The 24351-nt window shown below is 43.2% G+C and carries 20 protein-coding genes; 14 read left to right on the top strand and 6 right to left on the bottom strand.

Annotated features, from left to right (window positions below; translation table 11 throughout):
- Positions 1–154 precede the first annotated feature (154 nt).
- Positions 155–868 carry an NUDIX hydrolase gene (locus LDO73_RS04705; protein ID WP_224060421.1) on the top strand — a complete coding sequence of 238 codons (714 nt, stop codon included), beginning with the start codon at positions 155–157 and terminating at the stop codon, positions 866–868.
- A 123-nt stretch (positions 869–991) separates the two neighbouring features.
- Here the strand turns inward: LDO73_RS04705 and LDO73_RS04700 are convergent, their stop codons facing one another.
- The 6 genes from LDO73_RS04700 to LDO73_RS18180 form a co-directional block, all read right to left on the bottom strand.
- Positions 992–4885, bottom strand: coding sequence for an inverse autotransporter beta domain-containing protein (locus LDO73_RS04700; RefSeq protein WP_224060419.1), 3894 nt, complete (start codon positions 4883–4885; stop codon positions 992–994).
- Between the two features lie 139 nt (positions 4886–5024).
- Complete coding sequence (locus tag LDO73_RS04695; protein WP_224060418.1) at positions 5025–5438, bottom strand: hypothetical protein; 414 nt, start codon at positions 5436–5438, stop codon at positions 5025–5027.
- 860 nt (positions 5439–6298) lie between these two features.
- A complete protein-coding gene (locus tag LDO73_RS04690) occupies positions 6299–6799 on the bottom strand; it encodes a protein disulfide oxidoreductase (RefSeq protein ID WP_224060417.1) in 501 nt (166 codons plus the stop codon).
- Between the two features lie 7 nt (positions 6800–6806).
- A complete protein-coding gene (locus LDO73_RS04685) occupies positions 6807–7535 on the bottom strand; it encodes a DsbA family protein (RefSeq protein WP_154604619.1) in 729 nt (242 codons plus the stop codon).
- Positions 7532–9610: a protein-disulfide reductase DsbD family protein gene (locus tag LDO73_RS04680; protein ID WP_224060415.1), complete on the bottom strand. Its 2079-nt coding sequence runs from the start codon at positions 9608–9610 to the stop codon at positions 7532–7534. The genes LDO73_RS04685 and LDO73_RS04680 overlap by 4 nt, the downstream gene beginning before the upstream one ends.
- Positions 9611–9657: 47 nt before the next feature.
- Entirely contained in the window at positions 9658–10071 is a 414-nt protein-coding gene (locus LDO73_RS18180) for a metal resistance protein (protein ID WP_423810873.1), read from the bottom strand.
- A 521-nt stretch (positions 10072–10592) separates the two neighbouring features.
- On the opposite strand from LDO73_RS18180, the gene LDO73_RS04675 reads away from it, so the two are divergent.
- The 13 genes from LDO73_RS04675 (at position 10593) to rlpA (ending at position 24294) form a co-directional block, all read left to right on the top strand.
- Entirely contained in the window at positions 10593–11486 is an 894-nt protein-coding gene (locus LDO73_RS04675) for an amino acid ABC transporter substrate-binding protein (protein WP_132494218.1), read from the top strand.
- A 114-nt stretch (positions 11487–11600) separates the two neighbouring features.
- Entirely contained in the window at positions 11601–12341 is a 741-nt protein-coding gene (locus tag LDO73_RS04670; protein WP_224060413.1) for an amino acid ABC transporter permease, read from the top strand.
- Between the two features lies 1 nt (position 12342).
- Positions 12343–13023 carry a glutamate/aspartate ABC transporter permease GltK gene (gltK, locus tag LDO73_RS04665; RefSeq protein WP_006660949.1) on the top strand — a complete coding sequence of 227 codons (681 nt, stop codon included), beginning with the start codon at positions 12343–12345 and terminating at the stop codon, positions 13021–13023.
- Positions 13020–13745, top strand: a complete 726-nt coding sequence (locus LDO73_RS04660) for an amino acid ABC transporter ATP-binding protein (RefSeq protein ID WP_224060412.1) — start codon at positions 13020–13022, stop codon at positions 13743–13745. Before gltK ends, LDO73_RS04660 begins: the two co-directional genes overlap by 4 nt.
- Positions 13746–14244: 499 nt before the next feature.
- Positions 14245–16827: a leucine--tRNA ligase gene (leuS, locus tag LDO73_RS04655; protein ID WP_224060411.1), complete on the top strand. Its 2583-nt coding sequence runs from the start codon at positions 14245–14247 to the stop codon at positions 16825–16827.
- Between the two features lie 12 nt (positions 16828–16839).
- A complete protein-coding gene (gene lptE, locus LDO73_RS04650; RefSeq protein ID WP_036947677.1) occupies positions 16840–17379 on the top strand; it encodes an LPS assembly lipoprotein LptE in 540 nt (179 codons plus the stop codon).
- On the top strand, positions 17379–18413 hold the full coding sequence (holA, locus tag LDO73_RS04645; protein WP_224060409.1) for a DNA polymerase III subunit delta: 1035 nt from the start codon (positions 17379–17381) through the stop codon (positions 18411–18413). The genes lptE and holA overlap by 1 nt, the downstream gene beginning before the upstream one ends.
- Positions 18414–18470: 57 nt before the next feature.
- Entirely contained in the window at positions 18471–19130 is a 660-nt protein-coding gene (gene nadD, locus LDO73_RS04640) for a nicotinate-nucleotide adenylyltransferase (protein ID WP_423810872.1), read from the top strand.
- 336 nt (positions 19131–19466) lie between these two features.
- Complete coding sequence (gene rsfS / locus LDO73_RS04635) at positions 19467–19793, top strand: ribosome silencing factor (RefSeq protein WP_080675589.1); 327 nt, start codon at positions 19467–19469, stop codon at positions 19791–19793.
- 2 nt (positions 19794–19795) lie between these two features.
- A complete protein-coding gene (gene rlmH, locus LDO73_RS04630) occupies positions 19796–20266 on the top strand; it encodes a 23S rRNA (pseudouridine(1915)-N(3))-methyltransferase RlmH (RefSeq protein ID WP_006660942.1) in 471 nt (156 codons plus the stop codon).
- A gap of 32 nt (positions 20267–20298) precedes the next feature.
- Positions 20299–22188 carry a peptidoglycan DD-transpeptidase MrdA gene (gene mrdA, locus LDO73_RS04625; protein ID WP_224060408.1) on the top strand — a complete coding sequence of 630 codons (1890 nt, stop codon included), beginning with the start codon at positions 20299–20301 and terminating at the stop codon, positions 22186–22188.
- Between the two features lie 2 nt (positions 22189–22190).
- Positions 22191–23303, top strand: a complete 1113-nt coding sequence (mrdB, locus tag LDO73_RS04620) for a peptidoglycan glycosyltransferase MrdB (RefSeq protein WP_224060406.1) — start codon at positions 22191–22193, stop codon at positions 23301–23303.
- Positions 23304–23316: 13 nt separating this feature from the next.
- Positions 23317–24294: an endolytic peptidoglycan transglycosylase RlpA gene (gene rlpA / locus LDO73_RS04615; RefSeq protein WP_224060404.1), complete on the top strand. Its 978-nt coding sequence runs from the start codon at positions 23317–23319 to the stop codon at positions 24292–24294.
- Positions 24295–24351: the final 57 nt, after the last annotated feature.

Here is a 24351-nt window from a genome sequence, read left to right as displayed (position 1 = left end):
TATTTCTTTGAAACCATTTAATGTCTTTATGACCTTAAATTATTATTGTCTTATAGACACAAACAAGTCAACAACTAAATGTCCTAATGACACTAAATAAATTTTCGCGTATGATTTAGCGCAAGACTAAAAACGGGGAAAGGATCTTAATCACATGACAGAAAAAGAGTTTTTATCTAATTATGATCGACGAGATTATTTAACGCCTTTGCTCACTGTGGATACCGTATTATTCACTTATCATGAAAATACCTTAAAAGTGCTGCTCGTGGAGCGCGCGAATTACCCGCAAAAAGGCCAATGGGGATTACCAGGTGGGTTCGTGGATGAAAATTGTGATGCCACGTTAGATGAAACGGTATATCGCAAACTAAAAGAGAAAACGGGGGTTATCCCGCCTTATATCGAGCAGTTATGTACCGTAGGAAACGCCGAGCGAGATCCTCGAGGATGGTCAGTCACCGTCTGCTACACCGCACTTATCGCCCACCAAGCCTGCGAAGCACACATTGAAAGCGTTCAATCCGTTAAATGGGTTTCAATTGAAGAAATTGAGGGCATGACACTGTCTTTCGATCATTATCAGCTTTATTTACAAGCTCGCGAACGCTTACAACAAAAATCATTGTATTCGATTGTCCCCGGATTTGCCCTACCTGAAGTTTTTACCTTAGCAGAGCTACAACATGTCCATGAAGTTTTGATTGGCAAACCAATACAGAATAAATCCTTTCGCCGTCGTTTAGAGCAAGCGAATTTATTGATTGATACAGGAGAAAAACGCCAAGAACGCGGGCGTCCAGCCAATCTTTATCGCTTAAAATCACAATCGGCTGACTATCGATTTGTACGCAATTTAGAAGCCTAACATAATTAAGTATTGAATATTCTGTAGATAGAAAATATTAAGGGCTAAGTTTAATGTGATATCAAACTTAGCCCTTCGTTCATTAATTTAAGCTATTCAATAACAGATAGTGCAAGTATTAAGTTATTTTTCAACCGTAATATACTGCACTCCAGTGACATATTGACCACCGAAGGCTGTAAAACCTTGCAGACGATACCCATTAGGAATCATATACGTTTCAGATTTAACAATAGTCACTGTTTGAGGCTCTTCACGACCACATTTTTGTGATGTTCCATCACCATAATGGAATGTAATCGATGAAAGCACATTATTTTTTTCGTATAACCCTGTATTTGTGACAATTTTGGTCACATTTGATACATCTTTCACTATAGAAGGAGTACCACCACTACCACCAATTCCCCCCATATTGTCAACAATACCACCACAACGTACGCTGATAGTATAGTTAGGTGGCTCTACAACAACAGTTGCTGAGCTACCCGTACCATATCCAAATAATGGAGATTTAACCAATGGTGATATATTGATTATCGCCTCAGCTTGGAATGGCTGATTTTTATATATTCCTTTTACAATAACTGACGTACTACCTTCTTTTTTAGCTGTAATAATTCCTGTAGAGTCTGCCACAGCAACGGCTGAATCTTTAGTAGACCACGTTACAGTATTCGCAGGTATAGTAACACTTTGACCACTTTTAATATCTGTCGCAGCTAAAGTATACTGGTGCTTCATGGTTTCACCCAATCTCAGCGTTTCAGGTGTCAATTTAAATGTATACCCGATAACACTGCCACTACCATCTATATTTCCACTGTTTGTATTATTACCGTTGCTGCTAGGAACAGTCGTCACAGTTATGGTGTTACCCACCACGCCCGCGCCGTTTTTCGCTCGCACAGAGACTGCTTTCACTTTCCCGATATCCGCAGCCACCAAGGTGTAGGTTGGTAAGGTACCATTGGTGACCTTGGTACCGTTGTTCGCATCCAGTTCGGCGACGGTGGTGCCGTTGTTACCCCACACCGCCACCGACGCATCCGTTGGGTTACCCGTTTGAGCCGCAAACACATAGCTGCCGCTCAACACTTCCCCGACGTTTAACTTGCCACTGATAGATACATTGCTGATCGCTGGAACACCCGCTTCGTCGATGATCCCGCCATTGTTACCGCCGTCGGTGTGGTTACCATCACTGCCCGGTGCCGTGGTCACGGTTTCGGTGTTACCCACCACGCCCGCGCCGTTTTTCGCCCGTACTGAGACCGCTTTCACTTTCCCGACATCCGCGGTGACGAGGGTATAGGTTGGTAGATTACCGTCAGTCACAACCGTACCGTTGCCCGCATCCAGCTCAGCCACGGTGGTGCCATTGTCGCCCCACATCGCCACCGACGCATCCGTTGGGTTACCCGTTTGAGCATCAAAGGTATAGCTGCCGCTCAACACTTGGCCGACGTTTAACTTGCCGCTGATAGCCACATTGCTGACTTTAGGCGCACCGGTTTCGTCGGTGATCCCACCATTGTTGCCGCCGTCGGTGTGGTTACCATCACTGCCCGGAGCCGTGGTCACGGTCTCGGTGTTACCCACCACGCCCGCGCCGTTTTTCGCCCGTACCGACACCGCTTTCACTTTCCCGACATCCGCGGTGACGAGGGTGTAGGTTGGTAGTGTGCCGTTGGTCACTGGAGTGCCGTTATTCGCATCCAGTTCAGCCACGGTGGTGCCATTGTCGCCCCACATCACCACCGACGCATCCGTTGGGTTACCCGTTTGAGCCGCAAACACATAGCTGCCGCTCAATACTTGGCCGACGTTTAACTTGCCGCTGATAGCCACATTGCTGACTTTAGGAACTCCCGCCTCATCAACGATCCCACCATTATTGCCGCCATCGGTGTGGTTACCATCACTGCCCGGTGCCGTGGTCACGGTCTCGGTGTTACCTTCGGTATTCAAGCCATTGATCGCCTTGACCGTCAGCATTTTTATTTTACCAACATCATCTTTAACTAGGATATATCCTGGGATAATTCCAGATGTCTCAACAGTCTTAATACCATTCAATGCACGCTTATTTCCTTCATTTGTCCATTGATATTGAGACTTATCCTCCGTATTACTGCCATTAGCATCAAATATGTACGTTCCAGATAACGTTTCTCCCAACGCTAGCTTTCCAGATATATTCAAATTGCTGATTTTTGGAGATTTACCAGTAATTACTTTCGCTGGAGAAATACTTATCCCCTGAATTTTAGGTGTTAACGTGAATTCACCAGATGATAAACCAGCAGTCACCGTTACATAATAAGTTCCTGGCTCATTGGCAGATTCGGTATATTCACTCAATTTAATATCAGAACTCGAACCAGATATAGTCGTTATCTGTGTTGTAATCTCCGATGCAATACCCGAGACTGGTTGGCCATCTTTATTTTCCAGTTTCAGTGTTAATTGTTCCGTCGATTTACCATCATTAGGTAAATTGACTTCTAGTGGTGATAACTTGCTTGATGCCAGATCAACAGCAGCTGAATTAACAATAACTGTCGTCGTAGATTCTGGGGATTGATTACCTGATTCATCATAGGCAACCATCGAAAGAGTATAATGATTATTTGCACCGCTACCATATTGATAATTTGGCATAACAACGCTGTATTGGGATATGCTTTCGCGGATGATTTGACCGCCATGGGCGATTAGCTCTGGCGCATACCATTCCACTCGGCTTAAGCCATTTTTACTACTAATCGTCAATCCAATATCGCGTTTTTCACCTGTATAACCGCTAATTTGCGCAGGTAATTGAATTGTAATGGTCTCTTTTTTACGATACTCCAAAACAATATTGTTATTGCGCTCAACAAAGTCATAGCGATTAGCATTTAATAAGCGGCTTGCATAAATTTGCTCTGAATCCAATTGCTTAGATAAAGGCACTCCGAGGGTATACTTTAGATCTATTCCAAATCGAGTATCATTTTCACCACTTTTTCCTTGTCGCTGCTCTGCGTTAAACGTTAAAAGTGGGAATGGCGTATAATTAGCCCCAACGGTTACGGCATAAGGGTCTTTCTGCTGGTTATCTTTCCCAAACAAACCAACATTATCACCGTAATATTGCTCATACATAAGCTTGCCGCCGATTGCTGGATATGCAGGTAGGTAACCCTCTGCTCTTACATCCCAGCCATTGGCAGGTCTTTCTTCGTAGAAATCAAAGTCTTTGGAGTTTTTCCAATCAGATGTTCTATGGTAACTATTCGCAGATAGTTTCATGAAATCGCGTTGATATTCAGCACCCAACCCAACTCTTGAGTGGCTCCTAGACCAATCATGATCGTAGAATGTGTTGATACCAAGCATATAATCAGGTGAAAAGAAACGGTAGCCAACCCCTAAGTTTGATTGAGTTCGGCTGTCTGTTCGGTGCAAAGAAGCTTGCGAAAAAACCATATGCTCAGGTAATTCCCAAATAGGAACTAAAACCTCTAGCTCTGAATTTTTCAATGTGAATTCATTATCAACATCGATTTTAACTCGAGCCTTTCCTTTTCCTTGTAACCAGTCAGAGATTTCACTATTCGTTTGGGCATTCATTTCGCCCACAGCAATAGAACGAGCAAGATCTTTTGCTGCATTACTACTCGAATTATTATTAAAAGTACTACCCAGCTGAGATGCTGTTCGAGCAACATCAGTCGAGCTTATTAATTCATTTTGCTGAGGTGTATTTAACCACTTGGTATTAGCAGGAATATCTATTTCATCCCCAACAGTCAAGTCTTCAAATGGTTTAGAAAAAGTTCTAAATTGATTCAGTTTTTTTAATTCATTAACAGTTACACCATGCTGCTTTGCAATACTTGCAACAGTATCATCTAACTTTAATGTATATGTCTGTGTTGTCGGTAATATTAAAAATGAATTTGGCTGTTCAGTCGCATGTGCAAGCATTATTGGAGTAAATGATAAAGAGAGAGGAAATGCAATTTGCATTCCAATATTAAAAAAAACAAAATATCTGTATCGAAATGGTCTAGAATTAAAATCTTTTATTTTATTCATATCTTTTTAAACCCATAAATATTGATATTACTTTGATATCTCTACAATGATTTTTATTTAAATTAAATGACTAACGTAATTTTTGGCAGGTGTTCTTTCTATCCTCTTCTCTTTCCTGGAGTATTTTCAGTGTTGTATCCTCTGCTTTATATTCACTCCCCATGCTGTCATATGCAGTAAAAGATAGAATTTTATAGCCATACAACGTTCCAGAAACAGGTATCGAGAATTCAAATGCTTGATGTTGAGGCAACTGATTAAATGTCGCTGTTTGAGCCGATTTTGGGTAGCATTTTTCATCAAGTATCAAATATGTTATTGCTGCATGCTCAATAACTAATGAAGTATTATTTTGTATAGTCCCGCCGATTCTATATTGTTCATCAGCACCTACTCCAACATGAAAAAGTAGCTCAACTTGATTATTCGCATTTGCTGAAAATCCAAAAATGGTAATAAAAATAATTAAACCGAACTTTTTCATTCATCCCTCATTAATATAAACACGGATTTTCCTCATGATTAAATACAGATTATTCCTATTACAAAATAGAAATTAAATTATTCAAAAAATAAAATTTAATTAAGAGATTATTTTAAATTACACATTTCAATAGTAATAATATATTTCTTAGCATAAATCAATCCAGCCAAACTAACAGATTATTATTATTAATAATTAATTCAACACAGATATTTAAACTATAAAATAAGAAAAGAAAGCAGAACAGCCAAGAAAATGACAATGTCATGTAAAATAATGGCAAACAAAAAACATGATTAAGTGCAAATACGCATTCTCATAACCAATTGTAATTAAACATATTTTACATAACCGTTCTACCCATAGGTTTATTTAATATATAACAATATTATTTATTAACTTAAAATACACCACTATAAAAAAACAAAAAAACAACCTTAAAAAACAATGAATTAAAAAAAACACACAGTCGAATTTGAAATTTAGAATTAGTATAAAACCTTAATATGACATGATTTTATTTTTAATCAGCTAACTATGGAATCAACATAGCGATGACCTCTCGCTAATAAAATATATTTTATTTTTCTTGCTAAAATTAAAATAAACATCAAAAAATCGTCATTATCAGGTGAATATATCGTGATTTTTCGATTATTTAATTATTTGTAATAAAATAATAAAATTCAAACAAAACTTTGATAGATTATCTTTAAAGAACCATCGCATTTAGATAGCAAGACAGTCTCATTTTATAGCTATTCACTTAATATTATCAACAGAGTGGATTTGAGAGGTGCATTTGAATAGGGATAAATCAGAAATGAATTCAGCTCAGTATGAACTGAGCTGAACTATAACTAAAATGACGCGAGCCATAAACGGCTTTTCAGCCCCAGATAACTCGTCCAGCCAGAAGTAAAACTCACCATTTCACCTTTATCGATAATCATAAAGGTCGGAGTTGCTGTCACGCCAACCTGTGTAGACAGCTGACCGTTGGTATCATTCACTACAGGAAAATCTAATTCCTTCTTTTCCATTCCGGCTAATAGTCGGGGTGACGCCCCTGAACGTAGTGCTATCGTCACGACCGGAACCCCTGATTTTGCTAAATCAGAAACAGTTGGCGATGTGAAGCGACAAACACCGCACCATGTTGCCCAGAAATAGACTAAAACTGGCTGTTTTTGGCTGAGTTCAGCAATAGAAACCACCTCACCCGTAGCAAGGGTGAGTGGCTCTAATAACACGGGGGCAAGGCTTTGCGGTTTACGCCAAAAGTCCATCACCGTAAAAGCGATCACCAAAATCACCGCTAATACGAGAAGCTCTTTCGACCACTTTTTGAGTCTCCCCATCACGTCATTATTTCGCTTTGCTGAGCTGTTCTTTCACGATGCGTTCAAATTCTTGTGCATCAACAGCGCCAGGGATCATTTCATCACCCACTAACGTTGCCGGTGTGCCGTTCACACCCAGCATGTTAGCCAGCTCAAGGTTTTTACGGATAGCTGCACGGCTCTTATCACTCGCTTTTAACTTACCATTGCCGGTTGCTTGCAGCGCTTCTTTGATGTTTGAATCAGATAACATGCCCTGTTTCGCCATCAGTTTTTGGTGCAGCGCTAAGAACGCTTTGGGATTTTCTTGCCATAAAGTCATCGCTAATTGCGAAGATTCCAGCGAGGTTTCCCCTTTAAATGGCAGGTACTTGATGACAACGGCAACATCAGGGTTTTTCTTCACAATATCTTCTAACAGTGGGTCAAAACGTTTGCAGTATGGGCAGTTAAAATCAGTAAAGTTTACCAAGACTAATTTCGCGTCTTTCGAGCCAATTCTCGGGCTAGTCGGGTCATTAAACAGGGCATCATGCTGATCTTTTAATACCTGTTTCATTTGCGCTTGTTGTTTTTCGCCTTGCTTCGCTTGTAAAGCCACAATCGCTTCTTCAAGGATCTCTGGATTCTCAACTAATGTATCGCGTACCAACTTACGAACTTGTGCTTCTTGGTCGGCAGTCAGTGGCGCTGCATGTGCTGTGGCCCCTAATACTAGTGAGGAAAATAAAACAGCTAATATCGTCTTTTTCATTTTTCGGCTCCTTTGGCCTCAGTCATAATTGATAATACAGATTCACGATCAAGTATTGTTGACAGTATTTTCCCCTCTGTCAGATTAGGGCCATAAATCTGGTTAAACGGCACAGCCACTTGTCCTCGACGTTGCAAAAATGCCGAGATTTCCGGTGAAGGTTTTGTCCAATCACCCCGTAGCGCAACCACATCAGGTTCACTCAGTAAGTGCTGAATTTCATCATTAAGTAGGACGTTATATTTATTCGCCTTACACGTCACACACCAGTCTGCGGTCACATCAATAAACACACGTTTATTATCTGCCAGCGCTTGTGTGATTGCGTCTTCAGACAGTGTTTGCCATTGAACCTTATCGGAAGCTAGCGTTTGGTGACCTTGTTGTTGGTCTATCGCCACCCAAGCAAACCCAGCACCCAGTGCCGAGAATAATAGGAATGGGAAAATTGCCGCACGTCCCCCTCGGTTCTTAAGAATAAATAACACTAAGATTAATAAAAACAGTACGGCGATAACGGTAGCGGTCATTGCACCAAAATGGGGAATTAATAAGCTGATTAACCATAAGCAGGAAACCAACATCATTAAGCCCAGTACAGCACGCAATTTCAGCATCCATGTTCCCGGCTTTGGTAACGCTTTCGCAATCACAGGGAATGCCGCAATCAATAACCACGGGAGGCTCATCCCGATACCTAGTGCAGTGAAAATCAGCCACAATTGCGACATTGGTGCCGCCAGTGCGAAGGCGACAGCTGTGCCCAAAAAGGGTGCAGAACAAGGTGTTGCTAAGAGTGTCGCGAAGACCCCTTGCCAGAAATGCCCACTATTACCCTGTCCACCAGCAGTGGCTAAGCGCGTATTCGCTTTACTGCCTAGGTTAATTTCAAACAACCCAAATAAATTCGCGGTAAACAGCGCCGTAATTAACACCATAAAGCCGATAAACCATGGGCTTTGGAACTGAATTCCCCAACCAACAACCTGCTGTCCCCAACGCAAGAATGTCATCAATAAGGCTAATAACCAGAATGAGGCCAGAATCCCTGATGAAGAAAGCAAGAATTGCCGACGAATGGTATTTTGTTCACCTTGAGGAACCAATAAGACAGAACCGAGTTTCATCGCCAGTACAGGCAAGACACACGGCATCAAGTTCAGGATCAGACCACCAAGTAGCGCAAATAGAACTATTTGCCATAAGCCCAGCGCGTGCCCACTGTCATCTCCAGAAGTAGAACCTGTATAAGGCACGACATTGCCATGAATTTGTTGAGATAACTCACCATCCGCCACGACAAATGAAACTGTTTTACCAATAAGATTAGGTGCTTCACCACCCCAGTCATCGCTAACATCAATGGTGGCGGTTAACTTGTTGCCAGAATATTTTAGGGATGGGACGCTAAGGCTCGCACCATCCACCACATCGGTAAACAGATGCGGATCAATCCACGTATTATCGGCGGCTTTTTGTAACTCTACCGTCAATTTATTGCCAGCAAAGCCAAATTGCGCCTGTTCAACAAGCCCACTAGTCGCAGGCACGCTACCTTTTGCTTGATTAAATGCCCAGCTAAAATCCGCAGGAGCCGGTTCAGTGAGATCCAATTCAAAAGGGTAGTCAGTTAAAATACAAACATTACTGCACGTTGATAATGTCAGTGTGCCTGACAATTTATCGAGATGCTCACCACTGGTGACTGTAATAGGAAAAACCACGTCTCCCATATAACCTTGTGTAGACACGCCAGCGACATCAAAGCGCCCCGGCGTTGGCCATAGCCACTCCACGGTTTTGACGGGTGAAGACCAGCTTATTTCAGGTGCAACGCCCCCTTCTCCCGGTGAGCGCCAATAGGTCTTCCAGCCATCATCGAGTTTTACATCCAATAAAATATCGACCTTGCCCTCTTTTTGTGCAGAGCTCAGCAAGCGAACCTGTACATGGCTTGGTGTGTTTGCGGTCATAAACCCCGTGTTAGCAGGTTGCAACCAGCCTGTATCCGCAGCCTGTAAGCTGCTAGAAAATACAGTGAATAAAACAATTAACGCATTAATAAAAAAACGCATGATCCCTCCAGAATAAATAACAGCGACGAACAATAAGCCGCGGCTTTCTAATTCCGAAGATTACAGAATTGTAGATGACGCCGAACGCCAGGTGGGGAATGGCTCTCTTCACGGTTTGCTCTATATATAAATAGCCTAGTGCAAAAGATAGCGAATGCCGCTAAAGAAAGAAATATAAAAAAGAGAGGCTCTATCACAGCAGGAACAAGAGTGAGGAGTGATTTGGAACTTAATTCACACGTTGAAAGTTTAACGGGCTTGCTATTTTGTTCATTTATATCAGAAAGATAGTGTTCTGAAGAAAGCTGAATTTGATTCACTACCGCAGAAGTCTGTATTGAAGTAGATGTAAATACTGAGGCGAATAGACGCTCTCCGACGGCTCTTTGATTCATACAAATCAACACCATCAGACAGGCAAACAGCACTAATCCTTTACCTAGCTTCATCGACCTCGTCATGGCTGTCTCAGATTATCTTCCTGAATTCACAATAATTAGCTAATTAAGTTAATAACAGGTTACATCTTACACAGGCAAATAAGCAACACAAGCACCATCATCTAACTTTACAAACAGTTCTCATTTATAAAATTAACTATTTTTTGCACTTTATCCGAAAAGCGGCACGGAACTTGCTATTTACTTAATGAATAGCAAAACGAAACTATTTTGCACACTTTCGGTGCACGATAGTCGAGTTTCGGCAGTTTGTCTCTTTATTGGTGTCGCAGTTCACAACTGCCTAAATAATATGCGAGATAGCTCCCGAATTTAAAACAATTCGTTTTCAAAACTCATATTTTTTAATTACTTTTTAACAATAATAAAACATACAGCCGATGATCGTGTCATGATGAAAACCTCACGAAACATCTGCAAACACAACACCACAAAACCAAAATAAATCGAGTAATGTATCGTTAAAACACACACCTCGAAATATGGCGGATTGACACCGATGTTCTAAAGGAGCTGTAATTATGCGTATTAGCAAGCTTGTTTTAACAATGATGCTTTTGGGTGCAACCTGCGCAGTTCAAGCAGAAGAATTAAACGGTACTCTGAAAAAAATCAAAGATAATGGTGTGATAGTCGTGGGTCACCGCGAATCATCAGTGCCATTCTCTTACTATGATAATAATCAGAAAGTTGTTGGCTACTCACAAGATTATTCCAATCTCATTGTTGATGCAGTGAAAAAGAAACTCAATATGCCTGATTTACAGGTGAAATTGATCCCTATCACCTCGCAAAACCGTATTCCATTACTGCAAAACGGCACATTTGATTTCGAATGTGGCTCCACAACAAATAACCTAGAGAGACAAAAACAAGCTGCTTTCTCTAACACCATTTTCGTGGTTGGTACTCGACTACTGGCGAAAAAAGACTCCGGTATCAAAGACTTTGCTGATTTAGCTGGCAAAAACGTGGTTGTCACTTCAGGGACAACGTCAGAAGTGATCCTGAATAAGTTAAATGATGAGAAAAACATGAAGATGCGCATTATCAGTGCTAAAGACCACGGGGACTCATTCCGTACTTTAGAATCTGGTCGTGCTGTTGCCTTTATGATGGACGATGCCCTATTAGCCGGTGAGCGTGCAAAAGCGAAACAACCGGATATCTGGGAAATCGTAGCAAAACCGCAAACTGAAGAAGCTTACGGCTGTATGCTGCGTAAAGATGACCCACAATTCAAAACACTAGTCGATGAAACAATCTCTACTGCACAAAAATCTGGCGCAGCGGAAAAATCCTTCGACCGCTGGTTTAATCAACCAATCCCACCGAAGAACCTGAATCTGAAGTTTACGTTATCTGATGAAATGAAAGCGCTGTTCAAATCACCAAACGATAAAGCATTAAACTAATAAAAAAGACAAACAGGGTGTTACTGAAATAGGAGTCGCAAGGCGGTCGTTCCCGCCTTGCTTTCTCTTGTTACGGTATTCGGGACAATCAAATTGCCCACAGGAAGTCATATTATGTCAATTAATTGGAATTGGGGGATATTCCTTGAGAATGCCCCATTTGGGAATACCACCTATTTAGGGTGGTTAATATCTGGCTTAGAAGTCACTGTCACGCTATCCATCTGCGCTTGGATCATCGCTTTTCTGGTTGGCTCATTTTTCGGTATTTTACGCACAGTACCTAACCGCTTTTTAGCCTTTTTAGGGACTGCTTACGTTGAATTATTCCGTAACGTTCCGCTGATTGTTCAGTTCTTCACTTGGTATTTAGTGATCCCTGAACTGCTGCCTCAATCCATCGGCGACTGGTTTAAAATGGAGTTAGATCCTAACTACCAGTTCTTCCTCTCTTCCATGCTATGCCTTGGCTTGTTTACTGCTGCGCGAATGGCTGAGCAAGTTCGTGCTGCGATTCAATCTCTACCAAGAGGGCAGCGTAATGCAGCACTCGCGATGGGGTTAACACTGCCACAAACCTATCGCTATGTACTGCTACCGAATGCTTATCGCGTCATTTTACCGCCAATGACTTCGGAAATGCTGAACTTAGTGAAAAACTCCGCTATCGCATCCACTATCGGGTTAGTCGATATGGCGGCACAAGCAGGAAAATTACTCGATTACTCCGCCCATGCTTGGGAATCTTTCACGGCAATCACGCTCGCATATGTCGGTATCAACTTGATTATTATGCTGCTGATGAGCCTGCTTGAGCGCAAAGTGCGCTTACCCGGTACACTAGGAGGACGCTAAGATGGCTTATCAATTTGATTGGAGTTCCATTGAGCCAAGCATCCCATTCTTAGTGGATGGCTTTATTATCACCGCCAAAATTACGGCTGCAGCCATTGTGGTTGGGATTTTATGGGGAACCGTACTTGCCGTTATGCGTTTATCCAGCATTAAGCCACTGCGCTGGCTGGCGGCCTTTTACGTCAACACATTCCGCTCAGTCCCGTTAGTTATGGTACTGTTTTGGTTCTATTTAGTTGTGCCTAACATATTACAAAATGTTCTAGGCTTATCACCAAAAAATGATATTCGTTTAATATCCGCAGTGGTAGCCTTCTGTCTTTTTGAAGCGGCTTACTACTCTGAAATTATCCGAGCAGGTATTCAAAGTATCTCGAAAGGTCAGGCAAGCGCCTCCCTTGCTTTAGGTATGACCCAAATGCAAACCATGCGTTTAGTCGTATTACCGCAAGCGTTTAGAGCGATGGTGCCATTATTGCTGACCCAAGGTATTGTATTATTCCAAGATACCTCTTTAGTGTATGTTCTTGGGCTAACCGACTTCTTCAGAACCGCGACCAATATTGGTGAGCGTGACGGTACCCAAGTCGAAATGATACTCTTTGCGGGACTCATCTACTTTATTTTCAGTTTCGGCGCTTCAATGCTGGTGAATTATCTTAAGAAAAGGACTGTTTCATGATTACCCTGAAAAATGTATCGAAATGGTATGGCCAATTTCAGGTGCTCACAGATTGCACAACTGAAGTCAAAAAAGGCGAAGTTGTGGTTGTATGCGGGCCTTCTGGTTCTGGTAAATCCACATTAATTAAAACAGTAAATGGGTTGGAGCCAATTCAACAGGGTGAAATTTTCGTTAACGATATCCAAGTTAATAGCAAAAAAACTGACCTTGCGAAGCTGCGCTCAAAAGTTGGCATGGTGTTCCAACACTTTGAACTGTTCCCTCACCTTTCCATTATTGAAAACCTAACATTAGCGCAAGTTAAAGTCTTAAGCCGCGACAAAAAAGCCGCTGAAGCTAAAGGCTTAAAATTACTGGAGCGTGTTGGATTGGCAAGCCATGCCAATAAATTCCCGGCACAGCTATCCGGTGGTCAACAGCAACGTGTCGCCATCGCGCGTGCGCTGTGTATGGACCCGATAGCCATGCTGTTTGATGAGCCAACTTCCGCCCTCGATCCAGAAATGATCAACGAAGTGCTGGATGTTATGGTGGAGTTAGCGAATGAAGGCATGACCATGATGGTGGTAACGCACGAAATGGGCTTTGCGAAAAAAGTGGCTAACCGCGTGATTTTTATGGATGAAGGTAAAATCATCGAAGATAGTAAAAAAGAAGATTTCTTCGCTAATCCGAAGTCAGACCGCGCGAAAGATTTTCTGGCAAAAATCTTACATTAATCTCGCTTTAGGTTGCAGAAAGTCCGACAGGGCTTTTTGCAACTTTTCCCTCAACTTTTCTTACCCACACAAAATTCACCTCGTTTTCTTGATTGGCACTTTTCTGCGCTTGAAATCTCTTAAAAAATTCTCTAACGTATTCTAAGTTCAAATAAAATTGTGAACAAAGCGAATTCATCCTGAAATAGTTCAAGTTTTAGGTAGTAAATTGAATTATGATAGGCGATACGCTTATTATTTTGTGTGCGCTCTTAGTTCCATCAGCGTATCGCCAACCACTATATGTAGCACAAAATATAACTAACAACTGAAACAGCAAGACCAAGTCCCTGTAAATTCATCTAATCGACGATTCATCGTTTTTTACAGACACAATGGCTTTCGGCATTGTTGTTTTCATGTGTGATCCGCTATGCTATGCGGATCCATTTTATACAAAAGACATTCACCAGCTACAGACTAAACTGTAGCGATTATTCACCATAGGATTATCGGTGCCATGCAAGAACAATATCGTCCAGAAGATATAGAGCCTAAAGTACAGCGTCACTGGGATGAACACCAAACGTTCAAAGTGACAGAAGACAACAGCAAAGAGAAATACTACTGCCTGTCCATGCTACCTTACCCTTCTGGTCGACTACACATGGGCCACGTTCGTAACTACACCATTGGTGACGTGATCTCCCGCTACCAGCGCATGCTGGGTAAAAACGTTCTGCAACCCATTGGTTGGGATGCATTTGGTCTGCCAGCTGAAGGTGCCGCTGTTAAAAATAACACCGCACCTGCACCATGGACTTACGCCAATATCGATTACATGAAAGGTCAGCTGAAAATGCTGGGCTTCGGTTACGATTGGAGCCGCGAAGTGACCACCTGTACCCCAGAATATTACCGTTGGGAACAGTGGTTCTTTACTAAGCTGTATGAAAAAGGCTTAGTCTACAAAAAAACCTCTGCAGTTAACTGGTGTCCACACGACTTAACCGTTCTAGCAAACGAACAAGTTATCGACGGCTGCTGCTGGCGCTGCGATACCCAAGTTGAGCGTAAAGAGATCCCTCAGTGGTTTATCAAAATCACCGACTACGCTGAAGAGCTGCTCAATGACTTGGATAAACTGGAAGATTGGCCAGAACAAGTTAAAACCATGCAGCGCAACTGGATTGGTCGCTCTGAAGGTGTGGAAATCACCTTTGATGTTGCCGATCGTGCTGACAAATTAACGGTCTACACCACCCGCCCAGATACCTTTATGGGTGCGACATATGTAGCAGTTGCTGCTGGTCACCCATTAGCGCAAGAAGCAGCCAAAGCGAATAGCGAATTAGCCGACTTTATCGATGAGTGCCGAAATACTAAAACCGCAGAAGCGGATATGGCCACCATGGAGAAAAAAGGTCTGGCGACGGGCCTGTATGTCGTTCATCCATTAACCCAAGAAAAATTACCAATTTGGGTCGCGAACTTTGTTCTGATGGAATACGGCACAGGCGCAGTGATGGCGGTTCCAGCTCACGACCAACGTGACTGGGAATTTGCCCACAAATACAATCTGCCAATCAAAGCGGTGATTGCAGATGCTGAAGGCAACACGCCTGACTTATCTCAAGAAGCGATGACTGAGAAAAATGCCCTGATCAACTCAGGTGAATTTACTGGTTTAAGCAACGAAGCTGGCTTCAACGCTATCGCAGATAAATTGGTTTCGCTTGGTGTGGGGCAACGCAAGGTCAATTATCGCTTACGTGACTGGGGTGTTTCCCGTCAACGTTACTGGGGCGCGCCAATTCCAATGGCAACCTTAGAAGATGGTACCGTGGTTCCTGTTCCTGAAGACCAATTACCGGTTATTTTGCCGGAAGATGTCACCATGAACGGCATCACTAGCCCAATTAAAGCGGATCCAGAGTGGGCAAAAACCACCATTAATGGTCAGCCAGCGCTGCGTGAAACCGATACGTTCGATACCTTTATGGAATCGTCTTGGTACTACGCACGTTACACTTGCCCACAATACGACGATGGCATGTTGAACCCTGAAGCGGCCAACTACTGGCTGCCAGTGGATCAATACATTGGTGGTATTGAACACGCTATCATGCACTTAATGTATTTCCGCTTCTTCCACAAATTAATGCGTGATGCAGGTCTGGTAAACTCCGATGAACCAGCAAAACGTTTACTGTGCCAAGGTATGGTTCTGGCTGACGCCTTCTACTACACTGGTAGCGATGGTCATCGTATATGGGTTTCTCCAGCGGATGCGATTGTTGAACGTGATGACAAAAACCGTATTACTAAAGCGGTAGACAGCGAAGGTCATGAACTGGTTTATACTGGTATGAGCAAGATGTCTAAATCTAAGAACAACGGTATTGACCCACAATTAATGGTCGATAAATACGGTGCAGATACCGTCCGTCTGTTCATGATGTTCGCAGCGCCACCAGAATTAACCCTTGAGTGGCAAGAGTCTAGCGTCGAAGGAGCTAACCGTTTCGTTCGTCGTGTATGGCGTTTAGTTCATGAGCACGCACAAAAAGGTGCAACTCAGCCATTAGATATCAGCGCATTAACCGCAGAACAAAAAGATTTACGTCGCGACTTACATAAAACCATCGCGAAAGTGACTGACGATGTGGGTCGTCGTTATGCATTCAACACAGCTATCGCAGCGGTCATGGAATTTATGAACAAGTTAGTTCGCGCTCCGCAAGAAACTGAGCAAGACCGCGCTTTAGTTCAAGAATCTTTGGATGCTATCACGCTGATGTTATCGCCAATCATTCCTCACGCTTGTTTCGAAATGTGGAAAGCATTAGGTCACAATGACGATATCGATTTTGCAAGCTGGCCTGTGGCTGACGAACAAGCAATGATCGACGATACTAAACTGGTTGTTGTTCAAGTTAACGGTAAAGTACGCGGTCGTATTACGGTACCTGCTGATGCTAACCAAGAATTCGTTCTGGAAATGGCATCACAAGAAAGCAGCGTCGCGAAATACCTCGAAGGCGTTAGCATCCGTAAAGTCATTTACGTACCTGGTAAATTACTGAACTTAGTTGTTGGCTGATAAGGAGCCCAAGTGCGCTATCTGATAACTCTATTTCTCAGCCTGTCGGTGCTCGTCACCGCAGGTTGCGGTTTTCGTCTTCAAGGAACCACACAACTTCCCGAAGAACTGAAAACGTTACAGTTAAGTTCTGGAGACCCGTACAGTTACCAAACTCGTGCGGTCAGGGAACAGCTACGACTCAACAATGTGACTCTGCTCGATTCTGGTCGCGCTGATGTGCCTATTTTGAAAATTGTAGGTTCAACAGAAAGCACTGATACCGTTTCGATTTATCAAGATGGTAAAGCGGCTGAGAAGCAACTGACATTGGTCATGAAGGCACAAGTGTTAATGCCTGATGGTGCTATTTATCCGCTGGAAACAAAAGTTGTGCGGACTTTCTTTGATAACCCGTTAGAAGCGCTCGCAAAAGATGCTGAGAACGAGATTGTGAAGCAAGAGATGCAACAACAAGCGGCACGTAACATCGTGCGTAAATTGCTTCTGGTTCACAGTGCTGAGTTAGAAAAAGCGAAAGCGCAAGCGGCTGAGAAACCTGTTGCCGAATAATGATACGCATTTATCCTGAACAGCTGGCCTCTTCGTTACAAGAGTCTCTAAGAGGCCGCTATCTCATTTGGGGCTCCGAGCCCCTTCTTATTCAAGAAAGCCAAGATGCTATTCGCCAAGTTGCACGCCAGCAAGGTTTTGAAGAGCATTTTACTTTCGCTTTAGAGCAAAACACGGATTGGGATGAAATTTTTAGTCTCTGCCAAGCGCTGAGTCTATTTGCCAGTCGCCAAATGCTCACCCTATTTTTGCCTGAAAATGGCCCTAATGCCGCGATGGCAGACAAGCTAACACAGCTCGCTGGTTTACTTCACCCCGACCTGCTATTAGTTCTACGCGGACATAAACTCACCAAAGCGCAAGAAAACAGTGCTTGGTTCAAAGCCATCAGCCAAGATGGTATCTATGTCAGTTGCCTAACGCCTGAATATCAACGTTTGCCGCAGTGGGTCTCTAAACGAGCTAGCCAGATGCAGCTCTCATTAGAAACTGAAGCAAACCAATTACTTTGCTATTGCTATGAAGGTAATTTATTGGGATTAGCACAAGCGCTAGAGAGACTTTCCCTGCTCTATCCTGATGGAAAGCTCACTTACCCTCGTGTCGAAAGTGCGGTGAATGATTCCGCCCATTTTACACCCTACCATTGGGTTGATGCGATCCTAGCGGGTAAGCCACGCCGTTCATGGCATATCCTTGAGCAGCTCAAACAAGAAGATGTTGAAGCCGTGATTTTACTGCGTGCTATCCAACGAGAATTAATGTTGCTGATCACGTTAAAACGTCAATCGGCTACCACTCCATTAAAAACGCTATATGACCAACACAAAGTTTGGCAAAACCGTCGAGGGCTGTTAGGCGAAGCGCTGCAACGTTTGAGCTTACATCAATTACAATCTGCGCTGATGCTGCTCACCCAAGCTGAAATTCATACTAAGCAGGACTTTTCTCACTCTTCATGGCCGGATTTACAATCTCTTTCCATGGTGTTGTGCGGTAAAACCGATGCAGAACATTTTATTCAGCCACGATAATAGCCGATAGCTCAGTAAAACACTGATAAACAACTCACCTGATATCAATGGTAATGAATGATGAACGCTAAACCACAAGGTCTACAAGCGCTATTTGGGGGAACTTTTGACCCTATTCATTATGGGCACCTGCGCCCTGTTGAGGCATTAGCTCATCAGGTGAGACTGCAAAAAGTGATTTTGCTGCCGAACCACGTTCCACCGCATCGACCTCAGCCGGAAGCTAGCCCTACCCAGCGATTAGAAATGGTAAAACTCGCTATTCGAAATAACCCGCTATTTACTGTTGATACGCGAGAACTCCAGCGAAATACGCCCTCTTTTACAATCGAAACACTCAGTGAATTGCGTCAAGAACTTGGTCAGGAACAGCCTCTTGCATTCATTATTGGTCAAGATTCCTTGTTATCCATTAATACCTGGCATGGCTGGACTCAGCTATTAGATAAATGCCATCTGTTGGTCTGCGCGAGACCCGGTTACGCCACACATTTTACCGATCCTGATATGCAGCAATGGCTGCAACAGCATCAAGTGCAAGACCCGCAAGTATTGAGCCAAGCACCTTGTGGTTCGATTTTTATTGGCGATACACCACTGGTTAATATTTCAGCGACTGAAATACGAGAACAACTAAGCGAAGGTCAGGCTTGTGAAGATTTACTCCCTCGTGCGGTTTATCACTATATTCAAGAGCAACATTTGTATCAAAAATAAGCGATTTTATTTCTATTAACCGAATAAGAATGTCAGCAAATAATTTATTCCCTTTTATTCACTTATTTTCGATTTAATTAATTGCACAACTCAACGCATATTCTAGAATATTGATACGCAAGAGATAGGGATATTTTATTTGTAAAGTTACGATAATTATCTTGCCCAATCGATAAGATATCCCTATAAATTGCCCTCTTATGTTAATAAAAAATAATTTAGCCGATTTTTGTGAAAATCTGGGGTAATATGGCGGCACTTTGCTAGGGGAATGCTCCCTAGAAAGCACAATGATGAATAGTGTTTAACAAGAGATTCTCTCAATTTGAATAAAAGGTGAACCTTTTGCAAGGAACTGAACTCCAACAATTTATTATCGATCAACTTGAAGATGCGAAAGCGGAAGATATCATTTCAATCGATGTCCATGGGAAATCAAGTGTTACTGACCAAATGATCATCTGCACAGGGACCTCTACTCGTCACCTGATGTCTGTTGCTGATCGTTTAATTGATGCGTGCCGTAAAAACGGTTTAATGCCTCTCGGTGTTGAAGGTCAAGGCATTTCAGACTGGATTGTGGTCGACCTCGGTGATGCCATCGTCCATATCATGCAAGATGAAAGCCGCCGCATGTACGAACTTGAAAAGCTCTGGAGCTGAGTTTGAAATTACAACTCATCGCTGTCGGAACTAAAATGCCGGACTGGGTACAGACCGGCTTTATGGATTACCTTCACCGTTTTCCCAAAGATATGCCTTTCGAATTAACCGAAATCCCCGCAGGAAAACGTGGAAAAAATGCAGACATCAAACGCATTCTCGAAAAAGAAGGTGAATTGATGCTTGCCGCTGTCGGCAAAGGCAATCGTATCGTCACGCTGGATATTCCAGGGGATCGTTGGGATACACCAAAATTAGCCGTACAGTTAGACAAGTGGAAACAAGATGGTCGTAATGTCAGTCTGTTAATTGGTGGGCCAGAAGGGCTTGCTCCGGCGTGTAAAGATGCCGCAGAACAAAGTTGGTCCCTATCACCACTAACACTACCCCATCCGCTAGTTCGAGTCCTTGTTGCCGAAAGTCTTTATCGGGCATGGAGTATTACGACTAATCACCCATATCATCGGGAATAGTTAGGAATTAATTTGTACACAATGGCAATGGGATGAAACAACAACGCACCCCTTTTCGCGACCATACCGCAGAATCAGTTTTGTTTATTCGCCGAGCATTAATTGCTTTCGGCGTCATTGTCATACTTACTTCAATCCTCGTGACTAATTTGTATCATCTACAAATAGTCCGTCATGAAGATTACCAAACACGCTCAAATGATAACCGTATTAAATTGGTGCCTATTGCGCCTAGCCGCGGCATTATTTATGACCGAAAAGGTACCCAGTTAGCCCTTAATAGCACCTTTTATCAGTTAGAAATTGTTCCTGAAAAAGTCGATAACTTACAGGAAACACTCGATAAGCTACGAGATGTTGTTGACCTTACAGACGAAGATATCAGCAACTTTGAAAAAGAGCGTAAACGCTCTCGCCGCTTTACCTCTATTGCGCTGAAAACGCAGCTGAATGAAGTTCAAGTTGCACGCTTTGCCGTTAATCAATATCGATTTCCCGGCTTAGAAGTGAAAAGTTATCAGCGTCGCTCATATCCGTATGGTTCCGCATTAACCCACGTCATTGGCTACGTCGCAAAAATTAACGATAAAGACGTCGAGCGCCTTGATAAAGAAGGGTTATTACCAAACTATGCCGCCAGCCATGATATCGGTAAATTAGGTATTGAACGTTACTATGAAGATGTCTTACATGGTAAAACGGGCTACGAAGAAGTTGAAGTGAATAGCCGTGGCCGGGTGATCCGCCAATTACACGAGCAGCCTCCACAAGCAGGTCGCGATGTCTATTTAACTATCGATCTCGAATTACAAACTTATATTGAGAAAATCCTCACCACCAGCCGTGCTGCAGTCGTCGTCACAGACCCGCGTAATGGTGAGATCCTCGCGTTGGTTTCCACGCCAAGCTACGATTCAAACTTGTTTGTGAACGGAATTTCCAACAAAGATTACCAAGACCTGTTAAATAACCCTAATAGGCCGTTGATCAACCGAGCGACTCAGGGCTTATATCCACCAGCATCTACGGTAAAACCATTTATCTCTGTCGCGGCATTAAGCGAAAAAGTGATTACCCCGAACACGACAATCTACGATCCCGGTTGGTGGCAACTCCCCGGCTCTGAGAAACGTTACAGAGACTGGAAACGCTGGGGACACGGTAAGCTGAATGTGGTCAAATCCATCATTGAATCCGCAGATACCTTCTTCTACCAAGTCGCTTATGATATGGGGATTGACCGCCTTTCTGAATGGATGACCCGCTTTGGCTATGGGGAATATACCGGTATTGACCTTTCCGAAGAACGACAAGGCCTGATGCCGACCCGCGAATGGAAACAAAAACGTTATAAAAAGCCATGGTATCAAGGGGACACCATCCCTGTCGGGATTGGTCAAGGCTATTGGACATCAACACCAATCCAAATGTCTAAAGCTTTGATGACATTGATTAATGACGGAAAAGTCAAAACGCCTCATTTGCTATATGGAACCAAACTTGGTGATGCCATGGTGCCTTATGAAGACAAAGAAACCCGACAAATTGGCGATATCCATTCTGGATATTGGGAACTGGCCAAAACGGGTATGTACGGTGTGGCCAATGCGCCAAATGGTACCGGTAAGCGTAGTTTCGTCGGGACGCCTTATAAAGTTGCTGCAAAATCAGGAACAGCGCAGGTGTTTAGTTATGAAACCTATAACGCCAGCAAATTAGCTGAGCATTTGCGTGACCATAAACTAATGATTGCTTACGCACCTTATGATAAACCCACTATTTCCGTTGCCATCATTTTAGAGAACGGGGGAGCAGGCCCTGCGGTTGGTGATATTGTTCGCCAAATCTTTGACCATGTCCTGTTAGGTGATAACAAAACCCAAGTTGAAAGTACGGGTGCCAGTGCAGAGGAAGATCGTTAATCATGACTGACGATAAGAGAAAATTATCACTATCAACACGTCTGCACATTGACGTGCCTATGTTATTAATCATCATCGCCTTACTCGCTTATAGCGCCTTCATTATGTGGAGCGCTAGCGGGTTAGATCCCGAAATGATGGAGCGAAAACTGGGGCAAATTTTTTCTGGTTTTGTCGTGATGATTGTGATGGCGCAAATTCCACCTCGCATGTATGAAAGCCTCGCACCACACCTATTTATTTTCTGCGTTATTCTATTAGTCTTTGTTGATGTGTTTGGGCAAATCAGTAAAGGGGCTCAGCGCTGGCTAGATTTGGGGTTTATACGATTCCAGCCATCTGAGATTGCGAAAATCGCGGTGCCGCTCATGGTTGCTCGCTTTATGAACCGCGACTCATGCCCACCGTCCTTTAAAAATACCTGTATTGCCCTTGTATTTATTTTTGTCCCAACATTACTGGTAGCTGCTCAGCCAGACTTGGGCACCTCGATCCTCGTTGCGGCATCAGGGCTATTTGTCTTATTTTTAGCGGGAATGAGCTGGCGTTTAATTGCCGTTGCTGCCGTCGCCGTTGCCGCCTTTATTCCAATGCTCTGGTTCTTCTTAATGCATGACTACCAGAGAGCTCGAGTCATGATGCTACTTGATCCAGAAAGTGACCCTCTAGGTAAAGGCTATCACATCATCCAATCTAAAATTGCGATTGGTTCTGGCGGTTTAATGGGTAAAGGCTGGTTGGAAGGCACTCAGTCTCAGCTAGAATTCTTACCTGAACGTCATACCGACTTCATTTTCGCTGTATTAGCTGAAGAACTTGGATTGATTGGTGTCTTGGTCTTATTGGCTCTTTATATCCTATTGATTATTCGTGGGCTATATATTGCAGCAAGTGCACAAAACACCTTCGGGCGAGTCATGGTCGGCGGATTAATCCTAATCCTATTTGTGTATGTGTTTGTTAATATAGGTATGGTTAGTGGTATTTTACCTGTCGTGGGGGTTCCCCTCCCCTTAGTAAGCTATGGGGGCTCCGCCTTAATTGTTTTAATGGCTGGATTCGGTATTATCATGTCTATCCATACCCACAGAAAATTTTTATCCAAGAGTTTATAAAATGAGGCTTAGTATGCGTTTACAATGGATTATGCTCGCCATGGCAACCACATTACTCAGTGGGTGTATTAACGAAGACGTTAAGCAGCAGCCAACAGTACCAACCAATGTCCCTGCACAAGATGTGTTGGGTGCTGAGCCACATTATGAGCCTTATCACCCAACGGCGAATAATGATTACCAGCGTAATGGCAAGCAATACCAAATTGTCCGTGAACCTGCACAGTTTTCCCAAGTGGGCTATGCTTCAATCTATGGTCAAGAAGCTTCCGGTCAATTGACTGCCATTGGTGAACGAGCTAACCCAGTAGAGTTAACCGCAGCTCACCCTACACTACCTATTCCAAGTTATGCCCGTATCACCAACATGATGAACGGACGCATGATGGTAGTTCGCATTAATGACCGTGGTCCTTATACTCCCGGTAAAAGTATTGCTGTATCCCGTGCAGTCGCCGATCGCTTAAATCTGATGACGACCACAAAAATTAAGATTGATGCCATCCAAGTTGCACCTGATGGAAGCTTATCAGGACCAGGAACTGTAGGCTCAAACTTTGTTAAACAAAGTTATGCCCTGCCGGATCGTCCACAATTAGGTTCAGGCCCATTAGGTACGCCAGTGATGCAAGAATCACCAGCGCCAACCAACACATTACCTGTAAAACAGCCTGCGGAACCTATGCAACCAACGATGCCTGATATGAGCATCAAGCAACCAGAACCCCAAGTTGCACCGAAAGCAACGGCGACAGAATCCGTTCCTGAACGTGGTTTCTTAGTTCAAGCGGGCGCTATCAGTAGTAAAGCGAATGCACAAAGTATGTTGGATAACTTAAAAAGTCAGTTTAATGTACCGGGTCGTCTACAGCCTTACAATGGCATCTACCGCGTTCAATTAGGGCCTTTTACAACGAGACAACAAGCTGTAGAGATACAATCTCGTTTGCAGTCCGAGCGCAATCAACAATCCATGGTTGTTGCCCCTTAATTACTCAATAACCGAATAATTTACGTTGCTAGGGGAAATTATTGATAGCTCCCCCTG

Origin of the sequence: Providencia alcalifaciens (assembly GCF_915403165.1) — a bacterium.
Classification (GTDB): Bacteria; Pseudomonadota; Gammaproteobacteria; order Enterobacterales; family Enterobacteriaceae; genus Providencia; species Providencia alcalifaciens_C.
The sequence above is the reverse complement of the archived record's forward strand: the minus strand, read 5'-3'. Positions and strand labels throughout refer to the sequence as shown.